General features: G+C 64.1%; 13 protein-coding genes. 9 read left to right on the top strand and 4 right to left on the bottom strand.

From position 1 onward, the window contains the following. Nucleotides 1-16 precede the first annotated feature (16 nt). Nucleotides 17-238, bottom strand: coding sequence for a BldC family transcriptional regulator (locus A5777_RS12505; RefSeq protein WP_005208496.1), 222 nt, complete (start codon nucleotides 236-238; stop codon nucleotides 17-19). A 165-nt stretch (nucleotides 239-403) separates the two neighbouring features. Here A5777_RS12505 and A5777_RS12510 point away from each other — a divergent pair, with 165 nt between their 5' ends. Next, on the top strand, nucleotides 404-796 hold the full coding sequence (locus A5777_RS12510; RefSeq protein WP_082933650.1) for a DUF4229 domain-containing protein: 393 nt from the start codon (nucleotides 404-406) through the stop codon (nucleotides 794-796). A gap of 29 nt (nucleotides 797-825) precedes the next feature. After that, on the top strand, nucleotides 826-1,977 hold the full coding sequence (locus A5777_RS12515; protein ID WP_064862889.1) for a PLP-dependent cysteine synthase family protein: 1,152 nt from the start codon (nucleotides 826-828) through the stop codon (nucleotides 1,975-1,977). Here A5777_RS12515 and A5777_RS12520 read toward each other — a convergent pair. Genes A5777_RS12520 through A5777_RS12530 form a run of 3 tightly spaced genes read right to left on the bottom strand, consistent with a single transcriptional unit; the run spans nucleotide 1,950 to nucleotide 5,839 of the window. After that, the gene (locus A5777_RS12520) at nucleotides 1,950-3,734 is read right to left on the bottom strand and encodes an alpha/beta hydrolase (protein ID WP_005208501.1); all 1,785 of its coding nucleotides are present in this window, start codon (nucleotides 3,732-3,734) and stop codon (nucleotides 1,950-1,952) included. The two genes, A5777_RS12515 and A5777_RS12520, sit on opposite strands and share 28 nt — an antisense overlap. A gap of 3 nt (nucleotides 3,735-3,737) precedes the next feature. Next, entirely contained in the window at nucleotides 3,738-4,682 is a 945-nt protein-coding gene (locus A5777_RS12525) for an amino acid--[acyl-carrier-protein] ligase (RefSeq protein ID WP_005208503.1), read from the bottom strand. A gap of 5 nt (nucleotides 4,683-4,687) precedes the next feature. Then, nucleotides 4,688-5,839, bottom strand: coding sequence for an acyl-CoA dehydrogenase family protein (locus tag A5777_RS12530; RefSeq protein ID WP_005208504.1), 1,152 nt, complete (start codon nucleotides 5,837-5,839; stop codon nucleotides 4,688-4,690). Nucleotides 5,840-6,032: 193 nt separating this feature from the next. Here A5777_RS12530 and A5777_RS12535 point away from each other — a divergent pair, with 193 nt between their 5' ends. The 7 genes from A5777_RS12535 to A5777_RS12565 form a co-directional block, all read left to right on the top strand. Further along, nucleotides 6,033-6,287: an acyl carrier protein gene (locus A5777_RS12535; RefSeq protein WP_005208507.1), complete on the top strand. Its 255-nt coding sequence runs from the start codon at nucleotides 6,033-6,035 to the stop codon at nucleotides 6,285-6,287. Next, entirely contained in the window at nucleotides 6,284-6,658 is a 375-nt protein-coding gene (locus A5777_RS12540) for a holo-ACP synthase (RefSeq protein WP_005208510.1), read from the top strand. Before A5777_RS12535 ends, A5777_RS12540 begins: the two co-directional genes overlap by 4 nt. Before the next feature lie 34 nt (nucleotides 6,659-6,692). After that, a complete protein-coding gene (locus A5777_RS12545; protein ID WP_231895043.1) occupies nucleotides 6,693-7,382 on the top strand; it encodes an ABC transporter ATP-binding protein in 690 nt (229 codons plus the stop codon). Next, nucleotides 7,372-9,885, top strand: coding sequence for an FtsX-like permease family protein (locus A5777_RS12550; protein WP_156529368.1), 2,514 nt, complete (start codon nucleotides 7,372-7,374; stop codon nucleotides 9,883-9,885). The genes A5777_RS12545 and A5777_RS12550 overlap by 11 nt, the downstream gene beginning before the upstream one ends. 60 nt (nucleotides 9,886-9,945) lie before the next feature. After that, nucleotides 9,946-10,176 carry a hypothetical protein gene (locus A5777_RS12555; RefSeq protein ID WP_005208515.1) on the top strand — a complete coding sequence of 77 codons (231 nt, stop codon included), beginning with the start codon at nucleotides 9,946-9,948 and terminating at the stop codon, nucleotides 10,174-10,176. A gap of 22 nt (nucleotides 10,177-10,198) precedes the next feature. Beyond that, on the top strand, nucleotides 10,199-11,107 hold the full coding sequence (locus A5777_RS12560; RefSeq protein ID WP_064862886.1) for a Clp protease N-terminal domain-containing protein: 909 nt from the start codon (nucleotides 10,199-10,201) through the stop codon (nucleotides 11,105-11,107). Between the two features lie 159 nt (nucleotides 11,108-11,266). Next, a partial coding sequence (locus A5777_RS12565; protein WP_269447002.1) for a type IV toxin-antitoxin system AbiEi family antitoxin domain-containing protein occupies nucleotides 11,267-11,844 on the top strand: 578 nt, incomplete at its 3' end.

Below are 11,844 nucleotides of genomic sequence, written 5' to 3' on the forward strand. Positions count from 1 at the left end.
TTACCGGCGAGTACGACTATCCGACGCGACGGTTGAGGAGGGCTACGACGTCCTCCTCGCGGAAACGACGATGGCCGCCCGGGGTACGGATCGACCCGAGGATGCCTGAGCTCGCCCACCGTGCGACGGTCTTGGGGTTCACATTGAACATCGCGGCAACCTGGCCGGGGGTCAGGGTGTGCTGGCTCGCGAGGCCGGGGGTGATGACGGTGGCGATACCAGGGTTGAGTGCGGTCATTGTTCTCCCCTTTGGGTTTCTCTTCCGAGACGCGCGGTGATTGCGCGCTGACACATGAATACACGCAAAACGCCCAGGTACTCGAACCGTCATTACGAGGTAAAGAGAGTCAAAAGGTGCCCGTGACCTGCAAACACCGATTATGCACCCAAGTATCCTGAACATGTGACCGACAAGCAGGACCCCACTCGAGCGGGTACGCACAAACCAGACAACACAGACATCGCAGGTCAGAGCCATGTGGGCATGGGAACGCTGCTCGTCTCGATCCTTCTCTACACCGTGGCGCGACTGCTGTTGGTTGTGGTTGTGGCCGCGATCATTATGGGAATCGGCGCGCTCGCGGGCGTCGCCGTGCCGCTGTTGGTAGCGGCGGTGTTCGGTGTTCTCATCGCACTTCCGTTGGGAATGGTGTTGTTCAAGAAGCTGCGCGTGCGCGTCAATACCCAGATTGCGGCGGTCGACGCGGAGCGCCGTCGTAAACACGACGACCTCCAGACGCGCTTGCGTGGCGCAGATGGCAAACGAACCCCGAACACCAACGCCGACAGCGAATGAACGCGACAGTGAATGAACCCCGACAACCGATGAGCGACACCCTCGACCCGGCACGAACCGTCGACCACCGCACCGATCGACGCTGGGCCGACAACGCCGTGCGACTGATCGAGGCCGATGCGCGGCGCAGTGCCGATACACATCTGCTTCGCTGCGAACTTCCGGGATGGTCGCGCTGGATCGACGACGGAAGCAACGGTGCCCCGGGCACCGAGGTCGGCGTCGACCTCTATCTGAAGGACGAGAGCACCCATCCCACGGGCTCGCTGAAGCATCGACTGGCCCGCTCACTGTTCCTCTATGCGATCTGCAACGGATGGATCACCGAAGGCACCACGGTGATCGAGGCGTCGTCGGGATCGACGGCGGTCAGCGAGGCGTACTTCGCGCATCTGATCGGTGTGCCGTTCATCGCTGTGATGACGTCGGGGACATCGCCCGCCAAGACCGCACTGATCGAACGTGAGGGTGGTCGCTGCCACTTCGTCGAACGTGCGTCGGATGTGTACGACGAGGCGCTGCGGCTCGAGAGCGAACTCGGCGGACATTTCATCGACCAGTTCACGATGGCCGAACGCGCAACCGACTGGCGTGGGAACAACAACATCGCGGAGTCGATCTTCGCGCAGATGGCCACCGAGGATCATCCGGTGCCGACGTGGATCGTGGTGGGCGCGGGGACGGGCGGAACGTCGGCGACGCTCGGCCGCTACCTGCGCTACCGCAGACATCCGACGTGGCTGGCGGTCGTCGACCCGGAGAACTCGGTGTTCCTACCCGCCTATGAGACCGGCGACGGATCGCTGCGCTCGGAGACCGGGTCGCGGATCGAGGGGATCGGGCGGCCCCGCGTCGAGCCGTCGTTCGTGTCGCAGGTCATCGACCGCATGATCGGTGTCCCCGATGCCGCGTCGATCGCGGCTGCACGTCACCTGTCGGATCGCCTCGGGCGTCGTGTTGGCGCATCGACCGGAACCAACATGTGGGGTGTCGCGCAGGTCATCTCGGAGATGGTCGCGCAGCGGCGGGCAGGCAGCGTCGTCTCGCTACTGTGCGACTCCGGAGATCGTTACGCCACAACCTATTTCGACGACGACTGGGTCGCGGCGCAGGGCTTCGACCTCGCACCGCCGACCGCAGTCCTCGACGAGTTCTACCGGACCGCAGTGTGGACCGGCTGATCAACCTCGCCCGCAGGATCGGCGGGGTCGACAACTGTCGTGGTCACGTCGTAGAGGTCGAGGGCTCGTAGCGCTTCATCCTTCAACATCGCGCGTGTCGGCATGTGATAACCCGCGTGATCTCCGTCGGTGAGATGTACGACAGGTATCGAGATCCCGAGGCGCGACATCGCTCGATGACCACTCAGGCGGGTGAATTGCCGATAGTCATTGGGAGCGAGGACAAGCCGAACCTCTGCGCCGGCGCGCTGTATCCGGGCCAGCATTGTCTCAGGCATCTGGAAGACGCGGAGACGAGCCAGTGCTGCACGCAACCGTGTGGACCGGACCTTGCCCGAGAAGTCCGTCAGGTCCCGTATTCCTCGGTAAAGTACGCGGTGTCGCTGGAATTCGAGGCGCGCCGAGGCCGAATCGGCCCCGCGCATGAAGGGTAACGACCAGTCAGGCCAGACATCCCAACGATTGACGTTGGCGACGATGGCGACTACCCGGGATCGCCCCGACTGCCGACGTGCCGTCTCGATCGCAGCGTGCGCCGACATCCAGTTTCCTGCACAGATGCCCAGGTGTGCGACGACGGTGATGCGTGAGAGGTTGAGTTCGTCCAGGATGCGGTTCCCGTCGTTGACATAGGTTCGCGTGAAGAGCTTGACGAAGGTGTCGTCAGTCGACGTCATGCCGGACTCGCCGACGCCGCGCCTGTCGAAACGTACGGTTCTGCCACCGCGTGCCGCCACCTCGTTCGCAAGTTCGACATACAACCTTGCTGGGCCGCTGCGAATGTCGTGCCCTATCGGATGAGTGACGAGTAAGCGATCGGCGATTCGATGTGTACCGGCAACCGCGGTGTCCCATACGGTGATTCCGTCATCGGTCACCATTACTCGGGTCTCGATCGCGCGGCCGTCGGGTGTCGACGCTACGACGGCCGAACTCACCGGCATTGGTGAGACGAACGTTGTCGCCGCGGGCATCTGCTGTGACAACCACTGCGCGATGCGCTCGAGTTCAGGCGGGAAATCGATGAGAAGGGCTTCAGTGGCCTGGATGAAGGGGGCTTGATCGGTCAGTGCCGAGACGGTACCTCCCGCAGCAGAGACGCTCTGCGCCAGCGACGATTCAAGATCATCACCTGACAGCAGCGCGAGAACGCGATCGCGGCGCGACCCGACGACGGCGACCGGATCCAGTGTCTTACGCGAAAAGGCACGTGCCGCTTCCCGATGGAGCGTGAGCCCGGCCAACTGCACGAGTTCGTCGGAACCAGCGGCGGGTGCATCCTCGCTCTCCGAGAGTGTCGCATAGAGCATCTGCTGTGTACGAACAAAGTGACGTCCGCGCTGAATCGGGTCCCAGAGCACGAGGCAATCCGCGCTGTCACGCACAGATTCATTCGATGCCGCAACGAGCGCACCGCTGCGATGGGCGATCACGGCGATCGGACCTACTTCGAGATCGACGAGGTGATCGAACGCCGCGGTGACGCTGCGATCCCAGCGCTCGACCGCCGACGGATCTGCCTGCGACCCTGCGGATTCGCCCGTCCCGGCGTAATCGATGCGTAGAACGAGCAGACGCTGCGCAGCCAGGAGTTCAGCGAGTCGTTTGAATCCTCGCCACGTGTGGTTGAGTTCTTTGCCGAGGGGTGGGCACACCAGTACCGCACCGCGAACCAGTCCGTCTTCAGGATGCGTGTACACCCCGAAGAGTGGGACGCCGCCCATCGCAAGATACGTTGGCTTGTTGACGATCCTCATGACCTAGAGCGCAAGCGCAGAGCGGACGTGGTCAGGCCATTGTGAACTGTCGATTCCGTGAATCGCGAACAGTGCCAGAGTGGTTCGATCCATGCCGATCCCCACGCATGCGCTGTGGGCGGGTTGACCGTCCGCGGTGGAGATGCCGAACCCGGTACCGAAATGGTCCTGGTGGTTGTTGCACGACAACAGCGCTGTGCCGTCGTCGAGATCGCCGTAGAGACGCACGACGAGTTCGGTCTTCAGGTTTTCCTCGAGTTGATTGGCAGCTAAGAACTTGCCGGTCCGCCCGAAGAACGGGTCGTTGGCGGGCACGTCGTCGGCGAGCAAGCCGAGTCGACCGAAGATCTCGTGGGCCACCCGCGTCCAGGTTGCGCGGTGTTCCTTCGCGCCCTCCGGATCGCCGACGTACACGAACTCCTGCATACGGAAGGCCTGCATGCGCAGCGGGTCGTCGGATGGCTCGTGGCGGAAGCAGTATCCGTGCACGTTGTAGCGAGATCCGCCTTCTGGCAACGTATTTGGCAGCGTCGAGTACAGCGGGTGGCACGCGGCCGAGACGAGCATGGTGCCCGCGGACGAGAGGTGACCGTCCCAGGGCAGTCCTGCCTCTCGGTCGAGAAGCAGCGAACGGTGTTCTGCCGAGCCGCCGGTGAACGTGGAGATCGCTCCGGTCAGCTGCGGGAACGACGCGATGTAGTCGGTCTTCTCGTATGCCTCGCGCGGAAAGATCGGCGGGAACCGAAAGCGCGTGATGTTCTCTTCGCCGTGGGTGTCGACGCCTGCCTGCCACATGAGGCGGTCGACACCGTCGAAGGCAGCCTCGTACTCGGCACCACGGCCGTACAGTCCATCGAGTCCGGATGGGATGAGATGTCCCGCAGCGATGAGTTGATCACGAAATTGCCGATGCGCGACCGGGAGGTCGACGACGAGTTGGTCAGTCATGTGAATTACCCCCGTAGCGCAAGGACCAGCTGCGAATTGTTCGCCCGGATCCGATCGTTGGAAACCATGAGTGCTGGTCCGTATGAGTCTCGAAGCAAACGCCCCATCGAGGCGCGGTGATTCTCGCGGTAACCGTTGATGCCGCAGATCGTCAGCGCGGCCGCGACGATTTCGACAACGGCCGTTGACGCGGTCAGTTTGAGATTGTTCATTGCGACAGAGAATCCGATGGTCGGCTCGAGATGTCCCGCCGCGAGAAATTCTTCATAGTGTGAGATGCCGTGGGAAACCGAGCTCTCGAATCGCTGGTGCAGTTCAAGTAGGTCGGCGAACCGAGCTGCCTGCGGCGGCGTCGAGCCTGGCGTCTTGCGCGCGGCGGCACGAACTTCGGTACGTGCCTTGGCAACTGCGGCGTCGGCAATGCCGAGCCACGCTGACGCCCACAACGTGTGCGACGAGGGCTGCATGGTGTGCGCGGAGATGATCGAGTAGTCGACGGGAATCACGTGATCGACGCTGGTGTCGGCCACGAGCATGAACCCTGGGCTGCAGGTGCCCCGGAAGCCGAGAGTGTCCCACTCCGACGTCTTGGTGAGCTCCGTCTCGGCCCGCGGACACACGACAAGGACCTGGTCTCCGGGCGGACTGTCGCTATTTCTTCGCGCCGTGGTGCAGATGTAGTCGGCATACTCGCCGTAGGAAATGACTGGTGCTTTCTTTTCGAGATGGACGCGATCGCCATCTGTCTGCACCGCGCAGGTCGACGACCGCACGTCACCACCCGTGGTGATCTCGGTGGTCGCAGAGGCGAGAAGCGCCTCGGCGCGCGCCACTTCGCGGGCCAGGTCGGCCGCCGCCGGCGTTGCGGCATGAAAGCGAAGTGTCAGTGCCTGAGAATGGTGCATGGCAAAGATCATCGCCGCGGAGCTGCACGCAGCCCCGAGTTCCCTTGTGACTCTTGCAAGTTCGCTGATCGAGCTTCCACGTCCGCCGAACTCGGCGGGTAGGGAAGCCGACAAGAGTCTGCTCTGACGCAACGCGTCGACGGCCTCGTGCGGAAAGCGTCCTTTGCGATCGACGTCGTCGGCAGCAGCGGCGGCAACCTCAACGACTGCCGAAGCGTCCAACGCAGAACCCAATTCTCCTGTGGTCAACACATTCCTCCCCCAAAATGCGGAAAACAGAGCGGGATTCACGGACTGATAAATCCCCCAAATGTATGGACCGTCTTTCCCCCTGTGGTCCATTTTCCAATGCGCCTGTAGTATACGAGTACGATGTGACATCTGCAACGTGGGGTTTTGCAGACTAATCATCGGCGGGGAATCATGTACGACCAGGGAGGGAACCATGAACATCGACAAAAGCGACATTCGAGGCGTACTGGACAAGTACGGGAAGCTGACAGTAGCAGCAGGAGAGGTGTCAGACGATACCGATCTGTTTACGGTTGGTTTGACGTCACACGCGACAGTCAACGTCATGTTGGGCCTCGAAGATCTGTACGACGTCGAGTTCCCCGAGGAGATTCTCAAGAAGTCGACCTTCTCCAGCGTCAACAGCCTCGCCTCGGCACTTAGCACTCTCGTCGCCGCCGGGGTATGAGCTTCGTCGTCGGCTGCGACCTGGTCGACGTGGCCGAGATCGTCGCATCGATCGACACTTTCGGTGATCGCTACCTCCGCCGCGTCTTCACCGACGCCGAACTCGTTCGCTGCGAAGGGCCAACGCGCGCACAGCGTCTCGCGGCGCGCTTCGCGGCGAAGGAGTCGGTCATCAAGACACTGATCGACTCCGACGCCGCGACGCCACTGCGCGAGATCGAGGTCGTCATGAACGGTCCAGTACCCGGCATCCGGCTATCGGGCAGCATGGCAGCTCTCGCCGAGCGTAAGAACTGGCGCGAGCCGTCACTGTCGCTGTCGCACACGTCGACGCATGCCATGGCGACGGTGATCGCTCACATCGGGGTGTGACGCACCGCACGTTGCGTCGCCTACCATCGTTCGTGTGGCGCAATGCGTGGTGCAAGCCGATGACCTGGTCAGGGAATATCGCCTCGGCGACGAGCGGGTTCGCGCGCTCGACGGGGTGAACCTCACGCTCGACGGTGGGCAGTTCGTGTCCATCGTCGGGCCGTCAGGGGCGGGCAAGAGCACACTGCTGCACATCATCGGAGCCCTCGACACCCCGACGTCGGGATCGATCGAGGTCGACGGCGTCGATCTCGCGACGCTCGACGACAACGCGGCGTCGGCTTTCCGTCGGCATCGCGTCGGGTTCGTGTTCCAGTTCTTCAACCTCGTTCCGACGATGTCGGCGTGGGAAAACGTTGCGCTACCAAGGCTTCTCGACAGTAAGTCGCTGCGACGCGCCAAGCCACGTGCTGTCGAACTCCTCGACCGCGTCGGACTCGGCAACCGTATCGATCACCGACCGTCGGAGTTGTCAGGCGGACAGATGCAGCGGGTCGCGATCGCGCGCTCGCTGATAATGGAGCCGTCGATCCTGCTCGCCGACGAGCCGACCGGCAACCTCGATTCCCACACCGGCGACTCTGTCCTCGAGCTGCTGTCGGAGGTCGCACACGATGCGCCGAATCGCTTGGTGATCATGGTGACTCACGATCCGCACGCTGCCGATGTCGCTGATCGGACGATCGTCGTGCGCGACGGCAGGGTCGCAACCGATGGTGACTGAGCTGTTCGCCGCGCTCACCCGTGTACGCGTCCTGAACCTGCGCGAACTGCGCGATCACCGGCTGCGTGTTGTCACCTCACTCATCGTGGTCGCGGTCTCGTCGGCGCTGTTGATCGCGGTACTCGGCACATACGGGTCGCTGAGCGAATCGATCCGCGACTTCGACGCCGCTATCAACGGCACGGCACAGCTCGAGGTCGCGTCGATCGCGGACTCGGGAATCGACGAGTCGGTCGCGGGTGACATCCGTGCGCAGGTCCCCGACGCCAAGTCGGTGGTTCCTGTCATCCGTGGTACCGCGGTGGTCGGTGACAGACGAATTGCTCTGGTCGGATCGGACTTTCGAGCGCGCGCTCTTGCCGGCGGTGTTCAGGAGGCAGCAGCAACCGGGCTGAGCCCTGGCGACCTCGACGACGGCGTCATCGTCGGTTCGGGTACAGGTTTGTCTCTGGGTCAACGACTTTCGGTCAACGGAGTCGACGTCCGGGTGGTGCGGGTCGTCGATGCTGCGGGACTCAACAACGGCGACTTCATGTTCGCCTATCTCGGCCTGGCCCAGCAGCTCACCGGGCTGAGTGGCAAGGTGTCGTCGATTCTCGTCGTCGCAGCGCCTGGCGTCGACGTAGGCGCGCTCGGCGACGAGGTGCGTCGCGTTGTCGATGGGCGTGCGGTGGTGGTGGATCCGGGGTTCCGCGCGAAACAGGCTGAGATCGCGGGGTCGGTGACCCGTGATTCGACGCTGCTCGTGTCTCTGATCTCCCTTGTGATCGCCGCGTTCCTCGTGTTCAACACGATGAACATGGCTGTGGCGTCGCGCAGGGCGTCGTTGGCGATGGTCCGCGCGTTGGGCGCCAAGCGATCTCACCTGGTCTCTGACCTACTCACCGAGTCGGCGGTCTTCGGGTTTGTCGGAGGCCTGATCGGTGTGCCGATCGGGATTCTCGCCGGCCGCTGGGCCATTTCGCGGGTGCCGACGACGAAACGGGATTCGGTCGCGATTGTCGTCGACTATCACCTGCCGTCCTACGCGCCGGTCGTCGCGGTCGCCGCGTGTGTGCTGGCGTGTGTTGCCGCGACCTCTCTTGCTGCGCGATCGGTGTTCGCGGTGTCGCCGGTCGAGGCGATGGTGTCGGGTCAGGTCGCCGATGCCGGACGGCAGCGCGGACAGCTGACCGTGCTGGCAGCGGTTGCCGGTGTGGCTCTGCTCATCGGGTCGTGGTTCATCGCCGTCGACGTTCCGGGCCGCCCGGCCATCGTCGCAGGCGCGGTGTATGCCGTTGGGGCGTTGCTTGTCTGCTTCGCGCTCACCCGACCACTTGTGCGGCTCGTCGTGTCGGTTGCGAGACGATTCGGCGGTCCGGGACAACTCGCTGCGGTCAACACCGAACGCGCACCGCGACGTGCCTGGGCGACCCTGATGACCGTTGCGGTCGCGATCGCGGTGGGAATGGGCACGTCGGGCGCACTCGACAATCTGGTTGCGTCGATTTCGCATTCGCTCGACGGGCTGGGTGACCCCGACTTCTACATCTCCTCGACGTCGCGTGACGAAATCCCCTCGGGCGCAGCGTTACCCGGTGCTATTGCCGACGAGGTACGGGCGGTACCGGGAGTCTCGCGGGTGGTCGGGGCGCAGTGGGCCAACGTGAACGTCGGCGAGGCCAGGATTCTCGTCCAGGGACTCGAACCGGGATCGACGGCACCGTTTACCAAAAAGACGACGCCGCAGGCGCTTTCCGACGTGCTCGACGGTCGGGGCATCATCTTGTCGAGCGTGCTCGCCCGGTCTCTCGACGCCGACATCGGTTCGACGCTGCGCTTGGCGACGCCGACCGGATATCACGCCCTCGTCGTCCGCGACATCGTCGACTATGTCTCCATCGATTCCGGTGCCGCCGCAATGTCGAATTCGCTTCTCGCGCAGTGGTTCAATCGGATCGGCGACACTTATCTGCAGATCGACGTCGAGCCGAGTGCCGACCGCACTGCCGTGCAAGAGCAGTTGCAGCGCATCGTCGACTCACATCCGTTGCCGCGGTCGGGAACCGCGTACCTCTATACGGGCGAGCAGGCGTTGGCGGCCACCCAGCAGCAGGCGCAACAGGCGGGTGCTTTCACGGTCGCGATCCAGTGGATCGTGTCCGCGGCAGCGGCGATCGCGTTGCTCAACACACTGTTGCTGTCGGTACTCGAACGTCGTCGTGAACTCGGTGTGCTGCGTGCGATGGGAGCGTCACGTCGATTCATCTCCCGCATGGTGGTTGCCGAGGCCGGCGCGATAGCGGTGGTCGGTACGGTCACCGGACTCGTGATGGGTACGGGCCTGCACTTCTTGGCCGACAAGATCCTGTCAGCTACGACGTCGCTGGAGGTCACCTACTCACCGCGGCCGTCGACGCTGCTGTTCGTCGCCGTGTCGATCGTGTTGTGCCTGGTAGGGGCGTTTGTTCCAGCGGCCCGCGCCGCTCGGATGAACATCACCGTGGCGATCGCCGAGGAGTAGCGTCGACATTGCGTGTCAATTAATGTTGACATTCCCGTGGTGTCAACATAACCTGACACCATGCACGACGAACCAACGACACCAGAGCAAGATCTGGCCGGAGCCGCCGCGAGCGACGACCCGGCCATCGGCCTCGCCGCTGTCCGCGCATTGCGGACCCTGGCTGACCGGCTCGAGGAAGTACAGGTTGCGAACGCTCGATCCAAGGGCTGGAGCTGGCAGGCGATTGCAGAGATTCTGCAGATCAGCCGCCAGGCCGTGCACCAGAAGCATTCACAACGTGAGGCCTGAGAGGGCCGAAAGGAGAACCATCATGTTTGGTCGATTCAGTCGAGACGACAAGATGATGCTGGCATTTGCCACGCAAGAAGCCGCCGACCTGGGACATCCCCAGCTCGGCAACGACCACCTCATCCTTGGCATGCTGTGCAACGCGCGTTCGCCGTTGTTCGGGCTGCTCGGTGAGCAGGGTCTGAAGCTCGACGCGGCGCGTGACGTCGTGCGGGCATACCACGAAGAGAACGACGCCGACGACGAGAAGGCCGCTGAGCAGAGCGCCGCCGACCGCTACGAGGAGGATCGCGAGGCTCTCAAGAGCATCGGGATCGACCTCGACAAGGTGCGCGCCGCCGTGCGCGACCGCTTCGGAGACGACCTCTCCGAAGGCTGGGCCGAACGACCCGAGCGTGGCCGCGGTCCGCGTGGTCGCGATTGCGGTCCGCGAGGCGGGGGTCCCCGTGGTCGAGGCCGTGGACACGGTCATGGTCACGGTCATGGCAGGGGCCGCGGTCGGGGCTTCGGCCCTGGCTTCGACCCGCGCGAGGGCTTCGACCCGCGTCGCGGAGGGCCCGGGGGGTTCCCGGGTAGTCCGTTTGGCGGTGGCCCCTTCGGGCCCGAGGGGCCGTTCGGTGCCGAGTTCGGTCCCGGTCAGTTCGACGGCGAGTCCGACGGTCGGGGCCCCTGGGAGCCCGGTCGCGGACGGCGGGGTCCCCGCGGTCGCGGTGGCCGGCCACGCTTCGCGGCGGAGACGCGCGACGCCTTCCGGGCCGCGGTCGAGATCGCGCGTGAGCGAAACGATCAGCTCCGCGCCGAGTATCTACTCCTGGGCATCCTGGAGTGCAACGACCCGGCGTCGCGCGCCGTCGTCGAATCTGCCACGAGCGCAGAGGATCTCAAGGCCGCCGTGCTGGCGAGCCTGCCGGAGGTCGACGCAGAGGTCTGATCTCTCGGGCCGCAGCGAGCGCAGAAAGTTACACCTCAGGGGTGGTTCACCTGTACCGGTACAGGTGAACCACCCCTGACTCGTAGGATTCTGCGCAGTCCCGCGACCCTGTGGAGAGATTTTCCGCGCGTGCCCGAATCGGGTGCACACTGTGTCGCCATGGACGACTTCGGTGTGCACCCGGTGGCATCCCTGCTCCGCGACGGAATGTCGCCGAGAGATGTTCGACGCGCCGTCGAGGAGGGCCAACTTCAGCGACTGCGCCACGGCTGGATGGCCGCCGATGGGGCCGATCCGCTGGTCGTCGAGGCGGTCCGCGCGGGCGGCTGCCTTACGTGCGTGGCGGCGCTCAAGCTGCACGGGTTCTGGATTCCGCCGCGCGTCAAGGCATTACACGTACGAGGGACGGCCTCGGCGCATCGTCGACATGCTCGACGATTCTGCCGCCAGTACGGCGGACACATGAGGGTCGACGCCGCCGTCGACGAGCCGGTGACCGCCTTGCGCCACGCACTGCGATGCCTCACCGACGAGCAGACGATCGTCGTCACCGACTCGATGCTGCACCGCCGATACCGTTACGACGCAGGCACGCTCGAAGCTGCGGCCACACTCACATGCAGTTCCGGCGGCGCGGGCAAGTCCGGCGGTGCGAACACACTCGTCGGCGAGTCCGACGGCGCGGGCGCGCTGTCGGGCAAGTCCGGCGGCGACGACGAGATGGAGTCCGGCCTCAT

The organism is Gordonia sp. 852002-10350_SCH5691597 (assembly GCF_001665715.1).
In the GTDB taxonomy this organism is placed as follows: Bacteria; Actinomycetota; Actinomycetes; order Mycobacteriales; family Mycobacteriaceae; genus Gordonia; species Gordonia sputi.